This window comes from Labilithrix luteola (genome assembly GCF_001263205.1).
Taxonomy (GTDB): Bacteria; Myxococcota_A; Polyangia; order Polyangiales; family Polyangiaceae; genus Labilithrix; species Labilithrix luteola.
The window spans coordinates 1,136,115-1,154,165 of record NZ_CP012333.1 but is presented as its reverse complement, the minus strand read 5'-3'; the positions used below and the strand labels follow the sequence as shown (position 1 = coordinate 1,154,165).

Annotated in this window: 15 protein-coding genes; 6 read left to right on the top strand and 9 right to left on the bottom strand. The window is 65.2% G+C overall.

Annotated features, from left to right (window positions below; genetic code table 11):
* The first annotated feature begins 39 nt into the window (after positions 1 to 39).
* Positions 40 to 684, top strand: coding sequence for a hypothetical protein (locus AKJ09_RS05230; RefSeq protein WP_146646076.1), 645 nt, complete (start codon positions 40 to 42; stop codon positions 682 to 684).
* An 11-nt stretch (positions 685 to 695) separates the two neighbouring features.
* Here the strand turns inward: AKJ09_RS05230 and AKJ09_RS05225 are convergent, their stop codons facing one another.
* On the bottom strand, positions 696 to 2,276 hold the full coding sequence (locus AKJ09_RS05225; protein WP_146646075.1) for a L,D-transpeptidase: 1,581 nt from the start codon (positions 2,274 to 2,276) through the stop codon (positions 696 to 698).
* A 130-nt stretch (positions 2,277 to 2,406) separates the two neighbouring features.
* Positions 2,407 to 3,054: a YkgJ family cysteine cluster protein gene (locus tag AKJ09_RS05220; protein ID WP_146646074.1), complete on the bottom strand. Its 648-nt coding sequence runs from the start codon at positions 3,052 to 3,054 to the stop codon at positions 2,407 to 2,409.
* Between the two features lie 114 nt (positions 3,055 to 3,168).
* On the opposite strand from AKJ09_RS05220, the gene AKJ09_RS05215 reads away from it, so the two are divergent.
* The gene (locus AKJ09_RS05215) at positions 3,169 to 4,194 is read left to right on the top strand and encodes an NAD(P)H-quinone oxidoreductase (protein ID WP_240488395.1); all 1,026 of its coding nucleotides are present in this window, start codon (positions 3,169 to 3,171) and stop codon (positions 4,192 to 4,194) included.
* A 12-nt stretch (positions 4,195 to 4,206) separates the two neighbouring features.
* Here AKJ09_RS05215 and AKJ09_RS05210 read toward each other — a convergent pair whose 3' ends face one another.
* Positions 4,207 to 4,995, bottom strand: coding sequence for a rhomboid family intramembrane serine protease (locus AKJ09_RS05210; RefSeq protein ID WP_146646073.1), 789 nt, complete (start codon positions 4,993 to 4,995; stop codon positions 4,207 to 4,209).
* A 132-nt stretch (positions 4,996 to 5,127) separates the two neighbouring features.
* Positions 5,128 to 5,742, bottom strand: a complete 615-nt coding sequence (locus tag AKJ09_RS05205) for a hypothetical protein (RefSeq protein ID WP_146646072.1) — start codon at positions 5,740 to 5,742, stop codon at positions 5,128 to 5,130.
* Positions 5,743 to 5,927: 185 nt separating this feature from the next.
* Between AKJ09_RS05205 and AKJ09_RS05200 the strand changes: the two genes are divergently transcribed.
* The 4 genes from AKJ09_RS05200 (at position 5,928) to AKJ09_RS05185 (ending at position 9,861) form a co-directional block, all read left to right on the top strand.
* Positions 5,928 to 6,206: a DUF4266 domain-containing protein gene (locus AKJ09_RS05200; protein WP_205633605.1), complete on the top strand. Its 279-nt coding sequence runs from the start codon at positions 5,928 to 5,930 to the stop codon at positions 6,204 to 6,206.
* A gap of 211 nt (positions 6,207 to 6,417) precedes the next feature.
* Positions 6,418 to 8,613: a DUF3570 domain-containing protein gene (locus tag AKJ09_RS05195; RefSeq protein ID WP_146646071.1), complete on the top strand. Its 2,196-nt coding sequence runs from the start codon at positions 6,418 to 6,420 to the stop codon at positions 8,611 to 8,613.
* 1 nt (position 8,614) lies between these two features.
* Positions 8,615 to 9,259 carry a hypothetical protein gene (locus tag AKJ09_RS05190; protein ID WP_146646070.1) on the top strand — a complete coding sequence of 215 codons (645 nt, stop codon included), beginning with the start codon at positions 8,615 to 8,617 and terminating at the stop codon, positions 9,257 to 9,259.
* Positions 9,256 to 9,861: a hypothetical protein gene (locus AKJ09_RS05185; protein WP_146646069.1), complete on the top strand. Its 606-nt coding sequence runs from the start codon at positions 9,256 to 9,258 to the stop codon at positions 9,859 to 9,861. Before AKJ09_RS05190 ends, AKJ09_RS05185 begins: the two co-directional genes overlap by 4 nt.
* 73 nt (positions 9,862 to 9,934) lie before the next feature.
* Here the strand turns inward: AKJ09_RS05185 and AKJ09_RS05180 are convergent, their stop codons facing one another.
* The 5 genes from AKJ09_RS05180 to AKJ09_RS05160 form a co-directional block, all read right to left on the bottom strand.
* On the bottom strand, positions 9,935 to 12,994 hold the full coding sequence (locus AKJ09_RS05180; protein ID WP_146646068.1) for a GAF domain-containing protein: 3,060 nt from the start codon (positions 12,992 to 12,994) through the stop codon (positions 9,935 to 9,937).
* Between the two features lie 22 nt (positions 12,995 to 13,016).
* Positions 13,017 to 14,405, bottom strand: coding sequence for a hypothetical protein (locus AKJ09_RS05175; protein ID WP_146646067.1), 1,389 nt, complete (start codon positions 14,403 to 14,405; stop codon positions 13,017 to 13,019).
* A gap of 11 nt (positions 14,406 to 14,416) precedes the next feature.
* Entirely contained in the window at positions 14,417 to 15,115 is a 699-nt protein-coding gene (locus AKJ09_RS05170; protein WP_146646066.1) for a hypothetical protein, read from the bottom strand.
* Between the two features lie 23 nt (positions 15,116 to 15,138).
* Positions 15,139 to 16,416, bottom strand: a complete 1,278-nt coding sequence (locus tag AKJ09_RS05165) for a DUF1549 domain-containing protein (protein ID WP_146646065.1) — start codon at positions 16,414 to 16,416, stop codon at positions 15,139 to 15,141.
* 87 nt (positions 16,417 to 16,503) lie between these two features.
* Complete coding sequence (locus AKJ09_RS05160; RefSeq protein ID WP_146646064.1) at positions 16,504 to 17,712, bottom strand: hypothetical protein; 1,209 nt, start codon at positions 17,710 to 17,712, stop codon at positions 16,504 to 16,506.
* Positions 17,713 to 18,051 lie beyond the last annotated feature (339 nt).

Genomic DNA, 18,051 nt, shown 5'->3' with positions numbered 1-18,051 from the left:
CTTGCCACCGAACGGGAAACGAGCGATGGAGTTCGCATCATGAGCCGCTTCGTCCTCGTTTCCGCGATCGCTGCCGTGGCTGCCCTTGCGGCCTGCGGTGGCTCGTCCAAGCCGTCCGAAGTCCCTGATTTCTCGACCAACAGTCCGTCCACGAAGACGGCCGCCGACGCCGGGCCCGCGCCCGACAAGACCGCCACGCAGGCCGCGGCCCTCGAGTCGCTGACGGCCGAAGAGGGGAAGAAGAACGCCTGTGACGAAGGTCACAAGGCGGCTCTCGAGAAGCTCCTCGCGGACGTCGAAGCGACCATGAAGGCGAAGACCGGCGAAGACGGCAAGCCGCTCGGCTTCCAGTTGGTCGGCAAGCGCATCGTTCCGCTCGGCAACAGCGCGGCACAGAGCGAGATGTCGGTCACCGGGCGCGGTACCGACGTGCACGTCCTCGCGTTCGGCGCGAAGGACGTCTCGCTCGACGTTCTCGTCGGCAACTCCGCGGCGACCACGATGCGTTCACCGTTCCAGCACAGCGCCACGGCCAACCCTCCGAGCCTCGACATCCCGAAGGTCGGCACGGTGACCGAAGTGCAGACCGACAGCCGCGAAGTTCAGATCAAGCCGGGCGCGCCGCTCGTCATCAAGCTCAGCGGACAGGGCTGCGCCGCGTTCATCACGTTCCTCAAGCCCTAGAGCCCCTCACATCACTTGTGGACGATGACCCGGGTTCCCGGGTTGTCCTTGGTGGCCTTGACCCCGTGCCAGCCCTCGGGAAGCACGGGGCCGGCCCATAGGAAGATGCGCCGCGCGTCGTGCGGGATGATGTTCACGCAGCCGTGGCTCTTCTCGCGCCCGAACATCGAGTGCCAGAAGGCGCCGTGTAGCGCGTAGCTCTTCTCGAAGTACATGACCCACGGCACGTCCTCGATGCGGTACGTGCCGTCGGCCGCCGCGTCGCCGTCCATCGTGGTGGTGACGTGCTTTTCGCGGACGCGGAACGAGCCTTCGACGGTGCGGTGATCCTTGGCCGGATCGTCGTCGTGGCGGCCGGTGGAGACGATGGTGGCGTACACTGGCTTTTCGCCTTCGAGCGCCACGAGCGACTGGCGGCGCAGGTCGACGTCGATCCACTTCTCGCCGGGCGTGAGATCGGCCGGAGGCTTGGACGGGCCCGTGACGATCGCCGCGTCGATGTCGCGCACGTAGAAGCCCTTGTCGGTCTCCCAGTAATTGCGGTTGTCGACGACCTCGCGCTTGCCCGTGAGCTGGAGGATCGTGAAGCGGTCGATCTTCTCGTGGCGCGTGACCTTGGGGCCTTCGACGTTGCACTCGCGCGCACGAGGGCTGACGATGAACGCGAGGGGAAGCTTGCGCGTCTCCCCCGGGGCGGTGAAGTCGATGCCTTCGAACTCCTTCTTCGTCTCGTGGACGATGAGGTGGTCCTTCGGCGCGTAATAGCCCGAGGCGGTGTGCCAGAAGCTGCCCGAGGAGCCGTCGACCTTCTTGTCGAGCGCGAGATAGAAGCCCTTGAGCATGCGCTCGGCCACGAGGGACGACTCGCCCTTGAGGTCGTCGAAGCCCACGTGGGTCTTCGCGTCGTCCGCGCCTTTGAGGTATGCGGGCACCTCTTCGCCGTCAGCCTTCAGCTTCTTGGCGATGTCGCTCGACTTGACGCCCTTGCCGATGGCCAGCGTCTTTTCGAACGTTTTACGTTCGGCCTTGAGCGGAACGCGCCGATAGAGCGGCGTGCCGGGCGTGAGGTTCAGCCCATAGTCGAACGGCAGATCGCGATCGATGAACGGCGCATGAGGAGCGGTCTTGAGCTCCTTGTGGTTCGGATCGACCGTCGCGAATTTCCCGCACACGAAGCCGCCGGTGACGAGCTCGTACCAGCCGCCCTCGCAGTTGGCCTTCTTGATGGGGTCGGGCTTGACGGCCACCTTCTCGCCGCGCCGGAAGTAGCCAAGCCTGATGACGTCTTTGCGATCGTCGCTCGTCTTGCTCGGATCTTTGGGCGGCCACTCGGTGGCGCTGAAAATGGGGGCGATGGCGCCGAACGCGTAGAGCACCGGGCCACTCCAGGGCGGGGCGCCGCCGTCGGCGTCGGTCAGCGTGGCCTTGCCCGCGCCATTGGCTTCGGTGGCCTCCGCGCCACCCTCGGCGTTGGCTTCGCCTCCGTCGGCTTGCGCCGAAGACGAACGCTTGCACCCCTCGCCCGCGCCGAGCGCAGCACCGAGAAGGAGAACCTGGGAGAGAGCGGTGACGAACGGCGACCCGTGACGCAAAGCGCCCGAACTTTCCGACGGGCCGCGCCCGAGTGCAAGCCGGCCGTGACGTTATCGGCCGGCTATTTTTGCGGGGATCGGCGGGGAATAGAGAGGCGGGAGTCGGTCGTTTCCCGGCCTTGTGCCTGGATCAGGCCTCGGGGAGGAGGCCGTCGTAGAGTTTCAACACGTCTTCGCGCGCGAAGAGGCAGCACTCGCTGCCCATCGGGAACTCGCTGCACGGATGAGGCCGAAGCTCGTAGATCCCGCAGCGGTTGTCCTGCTGCAGATGGCGACACCGCTTGTTGCGGAGGAGCGTGAGGACCAACTTCCCGTCCTTGTCACGCCTCGCGTACGGCGGCTTGGCGAGCTCGGGGCGGCCACCCTCTTTGAAGCGCTCGACGTCCGACGGCTGGAGGATGACCTCGTTGTCACGACAGCACGCTGCGCAGTCGGTGCAGTCGAACGCGACCTTGCGCGTGGGGCCGGGGTGGATCGAGTCGCGCTCGACGCGGCGCTTGGCAATCCAGAGGCAGTCACGCGGAACGAGCGTCCACGCGAGGCCCTTCAGCGCGCCGCGCGTCTCGACGTTCCACTTCCACTTCGCCATGTCGTAGATGCCCCAAGCGCCGAAGTCGTCGGGGTTGTCCTCGGCGGGCTCCTGGAAGACGAAGAGCACGCGCTTGTCGGTCTCCCAGACGAAGGCGTGACCTCCGGCGCGGACATGAGCCGCAGCCTCCTTCACCCACTTCTTCTTGAAGCTCCTCGCGATCGGCCGGTGCACGGGCTTGACGGACATGTGGGGAGCTTCTTACCAAACGAATCGCGGCGCGGGGAGGGTGCTTGGTCGCGTTGTTCGGCCCGTCGAGGCGCGCGCGTTCGGATGCGGTCCGCGCCGGCACCGTTGACGGCCGTGGTTCGCCTCGCGAGCATGGCGGCCATGCGCGCCGCCGTCATCGTCGAAGGGGCAGGGAACCGCCAACTCGAGCTTCGTGACGTGGAGACACCGAATCCAGGCCCGGGCCAGGTTCGCGTTCGCATCCACGCGACGGCCGTCAACCGCGCGGATCTGCTCCAAGTCGCCGGCCACTACCCGGCGCCTCCCGATGCACCTGCCGACATCCCGGGCCTCGAGATTGCCGGCGAAGTCGATGCCATCGGTCCTGGCGTGCTCGACCTCTCGGTGGGCGAGCGCGTCTTCGGTCTCGTCGGCGGAGGTGCCTATGCCGAAGCCGTCGTGGTGTACGCGCGAACGCTCGCCAAGATGCCCGTGGGCCTCTCGTTCACCGACGCGGCCGCGATTCCCGAGGCCTTCATCACGGCCTACGACGCCGTTGTCACGCAGGCAGGGCTCTCGGCCGGCGAGACCCTCCTCGTCCACGCGGTGGGGAGCGGCGTCGGAACCGCGGCCGTTCAGATCGCCAGGGCGATCGGCGCCGACGCCATCGGCACGGCGCGCGGCGAAAAGAAGCTCGTTCAGGCCGCGGGGATCGGTCTCCGTCACGGCATCGTTCCCAAGGTTCGCGAGGACAAGAGCCCGGAGTTCGCGAGCGACGTTCGCAATCTGACGAACGGACGCGGCGCCGACGTGTGCCTCGAGCTCGTCGGAGGGGCTTACGTGCCCGAGAGCATCGACGCCCTCGCCCAGCGCGGCCGTTTGATGTTGGTCGGACTCATGGCCGGAAACCGGACGAACCTCGACCTCGGCCGCGTCCTCTCACGCCGCCTGACCGTCACCGGCACCGTGCTTCGCTCGCGCCCGCTCGAGGAGAAAATCGCCGCCGGCCAGCTTCTCGCGCGCCACATTGCGCCGCTCGTCGGGGCAGGCGTGTTCACGCCCGTCGTCGATCGCGTGATGCCCCTTGCCGAGGTGGCTGCCGCGCACGCCTACGTGGCGAGCAACGAAGGCTTCGGCAAGGTCGTGCTCAGCGTGACGTGACCGCGCGCTGATTCAGTGATTGCGGGCGTGCTCGAGGCAGAGGTCGCGAGGCTTGCCCCCGCACTTCTCGCACGAACAGACGCGAATGTCGGCGCCGTCGTCCTGACGCGCGCCGCAGATCGCGCACGAGCGTCCTTCTGTGACGACGGGCCCGGCGGAGCGGATCGACGCACGTCGCATCGATTGCTTCATGACGAGCCGTCGACCACGAAGCAGGGCCATCAGATGGCCGCCGAAGAACACGAAGTAATTGGCAAACGCCGCAAGAATCGCGGCCTTGGTGCCGATATCGCCGATGACGACGTTCCAGCCGATGTACGCGCCGAGGAGCAGCGCGAGCCACTTGATACGAACCGGCAGGATGAAGAACAGCGTGATGACGTAGTCGGGATAGAGCGTGGCGAACGCGAAATAGACCGACGTGTTCAGCCAGAAGTTACCCTGGGGCTCGCGCGTGATGAGCGCGGCGGCGGTCGTGCCGAGCGCGCCAATCAAATAGTAGACGTTGAACTTGAACGCGCCCCACTCCTGCTCGAGCGCCGTCCCCATGATCCAGAAGAAGTAGAGGACGAAGAACACCCAGAAGAGCGAGAGCGACTGCGGCAAGAACAGGTACGAAACGACCCGCCAGGGCTGCTTCGCGACCAGCGCAGGGTCGAGCTCGAGAGCACCGTAGAGCTCGGGGCGAACCTGAATCAGGACGAAGGCAATCGCCATCCCGCCGACGATGAAGGTCGTCAGGCGTTCAATCGCGAGCTTTCCGAGAAAGCCTCGCTCGAGTCGCGCAAGAATCCGGTCCATTGCGCGCGCGAGCTTAGCTCACCGCTTCGCGTCCTACACGTGTCATCCGAATCGCACGGGCGTGTCGCGGACGAGCTTTCTCCCGACGCACGACGGCCCGGCTAAGCCCCGATGCGATTCGCGGCCCGGCGGTCAGTTGTTGGGCGAGCCGCACTTCAACCAGGTCTCGATCTTGGTGATGACCGCCTGATCGAGTTGCCCGCCGGACGGCATGTGCACGCCGCAATAACCCGTCGCGTACATGTTGCAGGCCATGCCGGATTGCTTGTCGTCGGTCGAGCACGGATTGATGTACGTCAGCGTTCCCGATGCGCCGTTGTTGATCTGCAGGCTGGCGAAGGCGTCCCAGGTTGCCTTCGCGTTGGCGGTATCGATCGGTGGCTGGTTGGCGGGGGTGACGCCGCCGTGACAGCCCCCGACGAGCGCGCAGTTCGCCGCAGCGAACGCCGGTAGGATCTCGTTCGCAAAGCTCACCGCACACGTGCCGGCGTCGACGAGCCTTCCGCCGTTTGCGACGCAGAGTGGGCCGCTGCTGGCTCCGGCTTCGGCCGCCTTGTTCTCCGACGTACCGGGTTGGGTCAGACCGGCCAGCGCATTCGGATCTCCGTAGTTCGGATCGTCGACGCCCTTCTGGTAGTCCGTCGTACATGCACCGAGGCTCGCGAAGCCCGCGAGGCCCGCGCTGAGCACGCAACAGGAGAGCGAAGCCGCGGCGATCAGCCCCCTGAACGAGCGAGCGAAACGCATGCCCGGATTGTGGCCCTCCGGGCGTATTCGACGCAAGGGTTAGACATGCCCCTCTGATGTTGCGAAAGCGTCGTTGGGATGGAGCGCGCATGAACGCATGGACCAGGCGCGAACCGGATCGACGTCGATCCACTGCTGAATTTACGGCTTGAGGCGAGAGTCTGCCCCGCTACACTCGAGAGACGATGGCCACTCGCTCACGCCTTCCTGGTCTCTCGGAGTCGCTCCCGAACTCGAAGTTTGGAGCGATGACTTTGGCAGTGGCCAAGGTCTGCGTGTTCACGACGATGGCGGCGCTCGCCACGGGATGCGTGAAGGTTGCACCCTACGAGCGTGGGATGCTCGCGCATCCGACGATGACGACCGACGAGATCTCGATTGGTCTCGACTCACACGTGCGCGCCGTGTCCGAAGGCGCTGCCGGTGGCCTCGGCGGCGGAGGCGGTGGTTGCGGCTGCAACTGAGTGCGTACTCGCGGCTCGATTCCGAGCGTGTCGGAACCTTTTCGTGCAACAGAAATACTGCGCGTAACTCATTGAGTTCCGCTAGCGTGAGGACGTGATTTCGCGCCTCATCGCGGGGCCACGCGACATGGGCCATCCACGGCGTGGTTCGTGCGTAGAACCGCGTCCAATCGTTCGTGGCCATTGGCGTGCGTGGCTGTTCGCTCTGCTCATGGGAGCGGTGCTCTTCTTCACGACGCCGCTCGCGCGTGCTGCCGCCGACGATGCCGTTCGCGACGCAGTCCATCAGGTCATGTCCGAGGACTACCCGGGTAGTCTCGGGCCCGCGAAGAAGAAGCTGCAAGACCAGCTGACGATCTGCCTCAAGAAAGGCTGCTCCGGTCCGGTCAAAGCCGAGATCTACGTCTCGCTCGGCATGGTCTCTTCGCAACTCGGTCAAGTCGACGAAGCAAAACAGAACTTCAAAAGCGCATTCTCTTCGGACCCGAATGCGAAGCTCCCGTCGACGGGAGTTACGCCATCGATCAAATCGCAATTCGAAGAAGTGAAACCAGCGGCTGCGCCTGCGCCTGCGCCTGCCCCCGCGCCTGCCGCGCCAGCGCCCGCGGCCATCAAACCCACGGCCGCTCCCTCCGGCCCTGCCGCTGCAGCACCTGCCGCCGCCGGTGCAGACGAGAGCGAAGAGCCTCCGCCAGGCGGCGTCGGTGCCGCCATCAAATTGATTCAAGAGGCACTCAAAGCCGACCAGGACGGCCACCTCGACGAGTGCATCGAGAAGGACAAGGCGGCGCTCAAGATCGAAGAGATGCCGCGTACGCGCCTGCACCTCGCCTCGTGCGAGAGCCGCACGGGCAAACTCGTCGACGCACTCAAAGACGCGCAGAAGGCACTCGAAGTCGGCATTCAGAAGAAAGACGCGGCGGTCATGCGCGTTGCGCGCACGCGCGTCAAAGAGCTGCTCGACCGCATTCCTCACGTCACCTTCGTTCCTCCGCCGGGCGTGCCCGATCTCAAGGTGAGGTTCGACGATCGGCCCGTTCCGAACGAGTCGCTCACCAAGAAGTTCTCGGTCGACCCCGGCAAACACACGGTCGTCGCCGAAGGCACGGTCAACGGCTTCCAATCGACGTTCGAAGAAGAGTACGACGTCAAAGAGAAGGAGCTCGTCACCGTCCACATCACGTTGAAGCCGCCGGCGAACGACTTCATCACGCCAGGGCAGATCAAGTGCATGCTCCAGGCGAAGAGCCAGGAGGAGGTCCAGAAGTGCCTCCCCCAGAACCAGAAGAACCTGGTCATTCGCCTCGGCGGCGAGCTCTCCGGCTATTCGGACACGAACTCCGTCGCCGTCTATACGCCCGCCCTCAATGCCTCGATCGTGTCCCCCACGGCGGGCTGGAACGTCGGCGGCAACTTCATCGTCGATGCCGTGAGCGCGGCCTCGCCCGACATCGTGGCGTCGGCCTCTCCGCCGTTCCGCGAGTATCGCTACGGAGGCGGCGTCACCGGCGGCTACAAGCCCGGACTCTACGGCGCCCAGGCGAGCCTCAGCATGTCGTCGGCGCCCGACTACGTTTCTTACACGGGCGGCCTGCGCCTCACGGGGGACTTCCACGACAAGCTCATCACGCCGTCGATTGGTTACTCCTACAGCCAGGATCACATCGGTCGAGGGCCGAACAACTGGCTCCACGACTTCAACGATCTCAAAGGGCTGCTCCACACACACGAGTTCGAAGCCGGCGTCACCTTCGTGCTTTCGCCCACGTCGGTTCTCCTCGTGGGCGGCACACTGCAGATCGAGCGTGGCGACCAATCGCAGCCCTATCGCTACGTCGCGATGTTCGATCCCGACAACGTGGCTCCGTTCATGCCGAAGGGCGCAACGGTCGATCTCGTCAATCGATCGCGTCTGCCGATCAAGCCGCTCGAGCAGCTCCCCACCGAGCGCAATCGCTACGCGCTCGGCGTGCGTTTCAACAAGCGCATGAACAGCGCCACGCTGCGCGTCGAGCAGCGCTTCTATGCCGACACCTGGGCCATCAAGGCGTCGTCCACGGACGCGCGCTACATGGTCGATCTCTCGCGTCACCTCCGCGTGTGGCCGCACCTGCGCCTGCACGCTCAGACGGGCGCGAACTTCTACCAGCTCGCCTACTCGGCCATTGTCGAATCCGGCGGCGGCGTCATCGTTCCGACGTACCGTACGGGCGATCGTGAGCTCTCGCCGCTCCTCACGGGCACGGCGGGAGGCGGCATGCGCATCGGCATCGGTCAGCCGGAAGGGGAAGCCAAGTACGGCATCACCTTCGTCGGCGACGTGATGGCCACGCGCTACCTGAAGTCGCTGTACGTCACCACGCGTACCGCGGTCTATGGCTCCGTTGGCTTCGACGTGGAGTTCTGAGATGCAATCAGAGTCCCTTCGTCATCGTCTCTCGATGCTCGCCGCGATGATCGGCGTGGCCTCGTTCGGTTACTCCTGCAACCTCGACCCCGTTCACAAGGCCGGTGTCGACAGCCTCGGCGAGGAGAACTCGGCCGCGTATCCGCCGGAGACCGAGTATCACCGCCCCGGCGAGCCCTGCACGCTCTGCCATTCCAAGAACGGTCCGGCCAAGAGCGTCTTCGCGCTCGCAGGAACGATCTTCTGGGGCCCCGACGACTACAACCGTCGAGTCGATCAGGCCTACGTCCGCATCCTCGACGCCAAGACGCGCTCACGTTGTTTCGTCACGAACTGCAACGGCAACTTCTTCGTGCGCGAGAGTGACTTTCCGGACATCACCTTCCCGCTGCTCGTCTCGATCGAGCGCACGAAGAATCCCGGCACCGACGAGTCCACGTTCGCCACGCGCCGCATGACGAGTCACATCGGTCGCGAATCGTCGTGTGCCAATTGCCATATCCAAGGACTTCGCGACTACGCCTCGTCCGGCCAGATTCACATGTACGACGAGGAGTCTCAGGTCGATCAGAACAAGGTACCGACGCCCCCGTCGTGCCCGAACGACCTGCCGCGCGTCACGCTCTGTCCGGAGGATCGCCTATGAGCCGCGCTCGCAGCCTCATGGCCGTCGGCTTCCACGCCTGCATGATGGCGCTCGTCGGTGGAGGGATGCTCAGCGTGGTCGCCATGTCGTCGTGCGCGAGCACGCCCGACGTCGACCGCGTCACCGAGGTCATCGTCCCCGATCTCCAGATCTACAAGGACAACGTCGACTACTATCTGAACCGCCGCTGCGGCTCACTCGATTGCCACGGTCAGCCAGGGCGAGCCTACCGCGTGTACAGCCGCGAGGGCCTTCGCCTCCGATCCATCCAGGACGGCGGGCTCATCTCCGGTCAGCAGCCCACGCAAGACGAGGAGAAGGTCGCGAATTTCCAGGCGCTGGTCGGTCTCGAGCCCGAAGAGATGACGCGTCTCATGGCAACGCAGGGCGAGAATCCAGACAAGCTGCTCTTCTTGCGTAAGCCCCTTCGCCTCGAACGACACAAGGGCGGTCCGGCGATGGCCGTGGACGATCCTGGTTACCGGTGCATCGTGGCCTGGCTGCGTGTGCCCGTCGTCGATGGTCAGGGCAATCCGATTCAGAACCGCGTGCTCAGCGACCGCGCCAAGCAGTTTTGCAAAGAGGCGGAAGGTTTCCCCTGAGCACGGGCGCTTACTGCGGCCACCACTTGCGTGGCCCGAGCAAGTCTGTCGCGAACTCCGTTTGACTATTCAGTCAGCGCAACTGAGCTGCGCTGTAGGCACGCGCCTTGGAAACTTGCGTGTTCGCCACGGCGCGCGCCAGGTGCTCGGGGCGGACGGGCTTCGTGACATGGGACTCGAAGCCGGCTTCACGACATCGCCTCGCGTCTTCGGCGCGCGCATAAGCGGTGAGCGCCACGGCGGGGATGCTCTTCAGGGAACCATCCATCGCGCGCACGTGACGAAGAAGGGCATAGCCGTCTTCGTCGGGCATGCCGATGTCGGTCACGATGACGTGAGGCTCGAAGGCCCGCAGCACTCCGAGCGCATCGTGCACCGAGCCGGCCACGGCGACCGTTGCGCCGTAGGCTTCGAGCGCGGTCGTGAGCATCTCGCGCGCATCGGCCTGATCGTCGACGACGAGAACGCGTAGGTCACCGAGATCCGGAATGTCGGACCAGGACTGCGCGGACGGCCGCTCGCCGACCGTGGGATCGCCTTCGCCGATGAGTCGTTCGTGCGGCGGCTCGGCGGCGACTGCACGCACCGGGAAGGTCGCGTGGAACGTGGTGCCGAGCCCCGGGCCGTCGCTCGTGACGCCGACCTGACCGCCGTGGAGCTCGACGAGCTGACGCACGATCGACAGGCCGAGCCCGAGTCCGCCCTCACGGCGCGTGGTGGAGCTGTCTCCCTGGCGGAAGCGGTCGAACACGAACGGCAAGAAATCGCGCTGGATGCCTTTGCCCGAGTCCGAGACCTCGAGAACGATCGCGGTGAGCTCGCGTCGTAGTCGCACGCGGACCTTGCCGCGCGCCGGCGTGAATTTGATGGCGTTGGAGACGAGGTTCCATGCGATCTGACGGAGCCTCTCGGCGTCGCCGACGAGCGAGAAGGGGTCGTCGCCCGGGTCGAACTCGACGTCGATCTCTTTGGCGGTCGCGGACGTCTTCAGCGATTCGATGGCCTCGACGATGACCGGTGCGAGCGACACGGGCTTCGCATCGAGCACGAGATTCCCGCGGATGATGCGCGACACATCGAGGATGTCTTCGATGATGGTCGCCTGCGCCTTGGCATTGCGCTCGATGACGGCCAGCCCCTTGGCCAGGATCGCGGGATCGTTCTTGCGATCGGTCTGGAGGATGTTGGCCCATCCCGTGATCGACGCGAGAGGCGTGCGAAGCTCGTGCGAGACGACAGCCAGGAATTCGTCCTTCATGCGGCTTGCGTGCTCCGCGTCCGCGCGCGCAGCTTGCGCCTCCGTTTCGGAGAGCTTTCGAACGACAGCCTGTGCGATCTGCGCGGCGATGGTCTGCATCAGCCCGGCGTCGTCTTCGAAGCGACGCGGAACGCTCGACCCGACGACGAGCATCCCGAGCAGCGCGGCATTGTGGACGAGCGGGAAGAACGCGACGGCCCCCACGTTCTCGCTATGCAGCTGACGGAGGTAGACCGCCATACGCGGATCGGTCTCGACGTCGTCGACGAAGAGCGGCTGAGGATCTTTGCCCTCGCGCGGCCATGCGGAATGGCCGTCGAACGTCTGCCGGAAGATTTCGGAGATCCCGCGCCAGGCTTTGAAGCGAGGAAGCCCGCCTTCGGCGTAGAGGACGATCGCGCAGGAGACGTCGCCGAGGGCACCTTGGATGGCGTCGAGCGCGGAATCGTAGACGTCGGTGATGGTGGTGGCGCGATTGACGGCGTCGACGAATGCGTAGAGGAGCGCCATCTCCGAGCGCGCGCGCCTTTCGGCTTCGTACGCATGCGTGCGGTACAGACCCTGCGCGCAATAGCTCGCGACGAGCACCATGAATTTGCGCTCGTCGTCGTCGGATACGTGGCGACCGTCGAACGAGAAGACGAGGGTCCCGAACACTTCGCCGCGTACCACGAGGGGCAGGCAGGCGAAGCCGTCGAGGTGTTCGGCCGCCTCCGGCTCGCTCGGATACCTGCGCCGGAAGTCGTCGCGCGAGACGACGAAGATGGGGCGTTTCTCGCGCACCGCCTCGGTGAAGGGCGTCGAGCGATCGAGCGAGACGACGTCGCGAGGCTCGTCGAGCGTGTGTTCGCAGGACGAGTTGCGACGCCGCATGACGTTCGTTGCGGCGTCGAGCGTCCAGATGGTGGCGGCCGCGGCACCAAACGCTGCGAGGCTATGCTGAATCACGGCGCGCGCCACGTCTTCCGACGTCATGGCCGCTGCGAGGTCGGTCACGATGTCTTGCAGGCGATGCATGCGCGAAGCGGTACGTTCGATCGTCGCGCGCGCACGTTGCTCGGCTTGATGGAGGCGCGCGTTCTCGGCCGCGAGTCCGGCGCTCGCTGCCAGCTGCTCGGCCATCTCGAGATCGGTCGTCTGATAGCGCCGCCCCTCGCTGACCGAGAAGAGGGCGAGGGCACCGATGACGCCTCGTCTTGATTGGAGCGGCGCAATGACCAGAGACTGAATACCGAGCGCGCGAAGCATTTCGAAGTGCTCGGGCGAGCGCGCCATGCGCGACACCATCGCGCCATCGAACACGGAGTGGAGCTCGGCAACGCCGGTCTTGATGATCCGACCGATGCCGACCGAAGTGTCTTCTTCGGCCGGGTAGCGCTCCTGGATGGAGCTCGCGAGCGCGTCTTTGTTCGGATCCGACCAGACGTTGGCCACACATCGAAGCTTGCCCGTGCGCTCGTCGGTCATGACCACCGTGCATGCATCGGCGATCGTAGGAACGGTCATCGTCGCGAGCTTGCGTAGCGTCTCGGCCGGGTCGAACGACATCGAGAGCAGCATCGAGCTCGCATGCACGAGGAACGACGACCGGCGATGTGCGGCCTGTGCGCTCTCGACCGGATCTTCGCGACGTCGACCCGGAATGACACGGCGACGACCGGTGATCTCGTCGTCACCTTCGGCAGCGAGGTCCGCTGTCGCAAGACCATGCCCCGACTGTCCGCGCGTGTGTTCGAGCTCCGGGGTGCTCAGTCGTCGCCTGTCCGCCGAATGCATGTTGCTCGATCGACGCACGTAGCACCCTCTTTGCAGCCATGCGACGCACAGCGACCTTAAAAAGCGATCCCCCACCTCGTGTTCGAGGCAGGGGATCACATAACCGTTCGGATTGTCTCGATCAGCCCGTGACGTTCAAGTTGATGACGCCATCGATCGCGGCGCCCGTATAGAAATCACGGACGCGGCGCATATCGCCCTTCGATACAGCGTAGAGAACGGCAGCTGCGGCAGATTGGCCGAGCGCGCCGCCCTTGCCTTGGTACGAACCCGCGACCTCGCCGGTCGCCGGGTCCCACGCTTGTGCGGCACCAGGCGCCATATCTCCGAACAGGCCCGTCTTCACGTAGCCGTTGCCCATGACGTAGAGCATGTTCGAACCCTGCGGGGTTCCGTCGCCCCAACCATCGCGGTTGAACGGCTCCTTGAACGTGTCGCCGTCGACCGACAGCACGATGCTGTCCGCGAGCGTCTTGGAGGAGCAGGACGGGTCCTGGATGGACTTCGCGAGGTCGTAGAGACCTTGCATCATCTTGCCGAGCGCCTGGGCCTTGGTCTGAGCCTGGGCGTCGCCACCGGCAAAGAGCCCGTGCGGGTCGTCGCGGAAGGGACCGGCGTACGCCATCATCGACGTGAGACCGAGGGAGAACGCCTTCACCGTGGTGATGAGCGCACGTGCTGCACTCGTCACCGAACCCGGGGTGCCGGTGGCGATGCCGAAGAGCGCCTCGTCGGCTGCCGTCGGCGTGAGCTTCGACGCGAGGTTCTGCGAGAGCAGGTTCATCGAGACCTTGCCCACGCCGTACTGCCTCGCGGTCGTGTTGCGGCCTGCCGCTCCGTTCAGGCCGAGGAAGGCCTTGTAGTAGGACTCCGAGAGCTTGCCATTCTCGGGCGTCTGCAGGAGCGTGCGGGAGGCGGCGCTGTTGAAGAGATCGACGAGCTGGTTCGACGCACCGACCGCGGCGGCTGCTGGAGCGCCCGGTGCCGTTCCGAACTGGATGCCGCCGACGGTGAGGACGGGGAGCAGCGTGGGGTTCGCCTGCTGGATGGCTGCGGCGGCCGCGAGAAGGGTGTTGCCGCCGAGCGACGACGCCGACGTGGGCGTGTTCGTGTGCGTCTCGTTGTTACCGGCGACGAACGCCGAGATCTTCCAGGGACCGGCCTGCCACGGAGAGTCCGGTCCGTACATGAACGGCTTGTCGTAGCCCGTCGCCGCGACGCCCTTGCCGAGCGCGTAGTGCGAGTAGTTCCCGTTGGTCGAGGAGATGACCTTCGGGAACGGCCAGATGAGCGTCCAGTTCGAGAGACCACCGCCGCCATCGCGGAAGTGGATGTGACGGCGCGTCGAGGCGCACGCTGCGGTATCGGCGGCGGCGCTTCCTGCGGTGTCATTGATGACGTTCAGGAAGCGCGAGCGCTCGAGACCGAGGCACGCGGCAACGGTGGCTCCCCACCGGAGGAAGTTACGGCGGCTCTGACCACGGAGCTCCTTCAATCGCTCATCGATCATGACAGAACTCCTTATTGGCAGGTGTGCGCGGCCGCGAGCAGCGCTGCAATGGCGATCTTCGCACCGTCGGTGCCGTTCTGCGCGATCGCGTCGTTCGCAATGGCAACGTGCTCGTCACGTGCAGGCTTGCCGAGCAGGCAGGTCAGGCCGTCCTTCGTGAACTTGCCGTCCGCCCCGAGGATCTTCGTGTTGGGACACGCGGGGGCGTTGTAGTTGTTGCCGACGGCGGCGTACGAGCCCATCGCGAAGATGTCGAAGAGCTTCGCCATCGCGGACGTCGACGCGAACGGCGCCTCCGGCACGCGGCCGTTGTAGTTCGCGGCTCCGAGCGCGGCGCCCGAGGCATTGAAGATCTGCTGGGCACTCTGCGTGCCTTGCGGCTGGCCGCCGGTGAGGCCGCGCGAGGTGATGAGGTTAGCGATCGACGCCACCGAGAGCTTGCCGCAGCCGTGGAGCCGCGACGTGACCTCGGGCGACCCGACCATCTTTATCTGGGCGGGCTCCGCCGGCTGCTCGGTCGCCTGGGGATCCGCACCGCCGGGGTTGTTCGAGTGGTTGAAGGTCGTGTCTTCACCGCCGGCGGTCGAACCCGAGCCCGAGTTCTGACCATCGACGCCGTCACGGCCGTCGGTGAGCGTGTCCGAGGTGCCGTCGCACGCCGAAAGCGCGAGAGCGGCGACTCCGATCAGGGCGAGAGCGATGCGCTTCATGGTGGTCTTTCTCCCTTCCCTGCTCAGAACTTCACGAAGTCTTCGGCCTTGAAGATGGCGCGAATGGTTTCTTTGAGCTTCATGCCGTTCGCCGTGAAGGCCTGCACGAACGGGTCGGTGACCTGGTTCGGAACGGTCGCGAGGTCGTTGACGATGTCGCCGCGCGACATGGCGTAGTTCCAGATGCGGTTGACGGCGCAGCGCGCGACGTCGGGGTCGGCCGCCATCTGTTGGCCGAAGCTCGGGATGTCCGTCGCGTTCTTTCCCATGCGCCAGGCCAACGGTTCACCCGAGGCGAGGTAGTCGCCGAGCTTGGCCGCAGGCTCGCCGGGGACAGGCACCTTGACCTGCTCGGTACCCTGCAGAACGCCCTTGTCGTCGTACTTCGTGAAGAGCGGCGCCGCGTGATTAAGCGTGACGTGGCAGTTCGCGCAGATGACCGCGGAGGTGTCCTGGAAGTCGATGCGCGCGTCCTTGACGGTCACCTTGCCGGTGATGCTCTTGAAGTCGTAGGGACCCGTGTACGTGCCATTGCCCATGGCCACGGGCGTCGAGGAAAACTCCGTGGGGTGCTTGCTGCACGCGAAGGTCTCCTGGATGAAGCGAACGCGGCGGAAGGCCATGTTGGCGAAGTACTGAGCGAGGATGCCCGGGTCGGTGAGCACGCCTGCGGTCGGTGTGGTGTCGCACGAGCCGTCGGTGAACGTTCCCGTGGCGGCATCGAAGGTCGGGCAGGTGTTCGAGGAGGCGGTGAAGAGATCGGTGTAGGGGCGTCCGGCCACCGTGAGCTGCGCGGCGAAGTTCGCCGCCGTGCTCTTGTCGGGCATGCCCTGCTGGATCTGACCGACCTGACCCGTGCGGAAGGTGTCCTTCCAGAACTTCACCATCGTTGACGCGAACTGCGGGCTGTCGATCATGGTATCGACGAGCTTCTCGTAAGCCGCCTTCTTCGCGTTGTCGTCCGTTGCGTTCGCGATCTGATTGATCTCGTCGAGCGTCGGAAGCTCGTCGCGAAGCTTGAGGCTCGCCGTGCGAAGAGCCTCGCCGTAGTCCGCCTTGCGCGCGTCGAGGATCTGCTTGATCTGCTCGTCGGGCGTCTTCGCCGTCGACCCGGTGCCGTCGCCCGTTCCGCCGTTGCCGTTGCCGTTGCCGTTGCCGCTCGAGCCCGTGCCCGAGTTGGGGCCGCCCGTGGTGCTGTTCGGATCTTCCGCGCTGCCACAGGCCGAGAGGGCGATTTGCGAGACAAGGATGCCGAGCGCCATCAGCGCTCGCACAGGCTTTCGTAGATTGCCTCGTCGCATCGTCTCCCTACCTTTCTTCGTCACGAGGAACTGAGCTTTAGCAACGCTCGCGCCAGCCGAACTTGTCGGCGACCACGCGCTGCGGAATCAGAAAAATACGGCTGCGTTGTTGGTGAAGAGGCTCTGCCAGCCGGTCTTGTCGGTGATGATTCCGCCCTGGTGAGGGCCGTTCGTGACCTTCGTCACGATGAGACTTCCGCCGATGTTGCCCTTCGTCATCTTCGCCAGGACCTGGTTGCAGACGAGGGCGTTGTCGTTGCTGTTGAGCGACAAGTTCGCGAGCCCGTTGCCGTGACAGCCGGAGCAATTGAGATTGAAGCCGCCTCCGCCCTTCATCGCGGGAAGGACGTTGGCCGCGAAGCCCGCCGGGTTCTTGCAGGTGTCCGCGCCCTGCAGGACGGCGACCTTGCCCGGCTCGAGCTTCTCGAACTCGATCCGGATCTTTTCTGTCGCCATGTCGAAAGGACGGAAGCCATCGCCGCTGAAGAGGACCGAGCCGGTGGCGAAACCAGTCTCCTGACCGCCGGGCACCGTCTGGTCCGTGTTGGAGAAGCTGTCGGCCGGGTCGTAGACGTCCGTGCTGCCGTCTGCCTTCGGCGTCGCGAGGATCTTGACGAACTTCGGCTTGTAGATGTGCACGTCGGTACCGGCCGGCGCCACGATGGTCATCTGCTCGAGCGCCAGCATTCCGCCCACGAGCGACGCCTGGAACTTGAGGTGGACGCCCGCGAGCCCGCTCACGCAAGCCTTCGAGAGGTCGATGTCGTTGGCGCCCTGGGTGACCGTGACCGGGTCGGTCGAGGGCAGCTTCTGCGACTGAATCGCGAGCGACTCGGCTTCGAGCCACGCGATGACCTTCTTCTCGAAGTCCGGATCGGCGCTGACGGCCGGACCGGCGTGGGGCCCCTTGGTGAGCAGCGCGCTCTGGTACACGTCGCGTGTGACGATGCCGGGGTGAGCCTTGATCGACTTGTACGCGTCCGGGCCCTCGAGGAACTTCGGCGGAGTGGGCGTGAAGGTGCCGTCTGTATGACAAACGCCACCACACTTCTTGCTGAGGTCAGTCTCGAGCGCGCGGAAGAGCGTCTCTTCGGGAGAGAGGCCGCTGCCGTTCACGCCTCCGGGATCTCCGGATGAGCCAGTCCCGCTGGTGCCATTGCCTCCGTTTCCGCGACCGCCCGGCGTGGCGCGACCCGACAACTTGTCGGCTGCATCGTCCGAGCACGCGAGAACGAGCGTCCCCAAGAGCGCTACCGCCAGTCCAAGAGTCAGTGTCGAGACGCGGATTTTCACCATGTCTTTTCCTTGTGCCGACCCCTGCAAAAGCAGGATCGAGGCCACGCCAAATGTGGACAAAAAGGCCGTAAAAATAGAGTGAATGTAGTCAAAAACGTAGTGCTGGATCGGGTCTCGCCCACGCACGCGGAGGAACGGCAAGAGCGCCGAAATGAGGGTGGCGTGAGGATCCCGATCCTCAGCGCTTGAAACTTTCTGCACACGCCGTTTCAGCAGGCGAATCTGCCGTCGAGGGCACCGGCCTACATGCATGGGGAGGTGCACCCCGTGAACCGGTGGATCATGGACTCGAGGTGGCAAGTCGAAGATCCACCAGCTGCTTTCCGCCCTCAGGGAAAT

Excerpts from the sequence above, each read along its gene's own strand:
- AKJ09_RS05190 (WP_146646070.1), top strand. The coding sequence starts at position 8,615 with ATGCAATCAGAGTCCCTTCGTCATCGTCTCTCGATGCTCGCCGCGATG.
- AKJ09_RS05185 (WP_146646069.1), top strand. The coding sequence starts at position 9,256 with ATGAGCCGCGCTCGCAGCCTCATGGCCGTCGGCTTCCACGCCTGCATG.
- AKJ09_RS05195 (WP_146646071.1), top strand. The coding sequence starts at position 6,418 with ATGGGAGCGGTGCTCTTCTTCACGACGCCGCTCGCGCGTGCTGCCGCC.
- AKJ09_RS05210 (WP_146646073.1), bottom strand. The coding sequence starts at position 4,995 with ATGGACCGGATTCTTGCGCGACTCGAGCGAGGCTTTCTCGGAAAGCTC.
- AKJ09_RS05165 (WP_146646065.1), bottom strand. The coding sequence starts at position 16,416 with ATGCGACGAGGCAATCTACGAAAGCCTGTGCGAGCGCTGATGGCGCTC.
- AKJ09_RS05200 (WP_205633605.1), top strand. The coding sequence starts at position 5,928 with ATGGCCACTCGCTCACGCCTTCCTGGTCTCTCGGAGTCGCTCCCGAAC.
- AKJ09_RS05170 (WP_146646066.1), bottom strand. The coding sequence starts at position 15,115 with ATGAAGCGCATCGCTCTCGCCCTGATCGGAGTCGCCGCTCTCGCGCTT.
- AKJ09_RS05220 (WP_146646074.1), bottom strand. The coding sequence starts at position 3,054 with ATGTCCGTCAAGCCCGTGCACCGGCCGATCGCGAGGAGCTTCAAGAAG.
- AKJ09_RS05160 (WP_146646064.1), bottom strand. The coding sequence starts at position 17,712 with ATGGTGAAAATCCGCGTCTCGACACTGACTCTTGGACTGGCGGTAGCG.
- AKJ09_RS05205 (WP_146646072.1), bottom strand. The coding sequence starts at position 5,742 with ATGCGTTTCGCTCGCTCGTTCAGGGGGCTGATCGCCGCGGCTTCGCTC.
- AKJ09_RS05175 (WP_146646067.1), bottom strand. The coding sequence starts at position 14,405 with ATGATCGATGAGCGATTGAAGGAGCTCCGTGGTCAGAGCCGCCGTAAC.
- AKJ09_RS05230 (WP_146646076.1), top strand. The coding sequence starts at position 40 with ATGAGCCGCTTCGTCCTCGTTTCCGCGATCGCTGCCGTGGCTGCCCTT.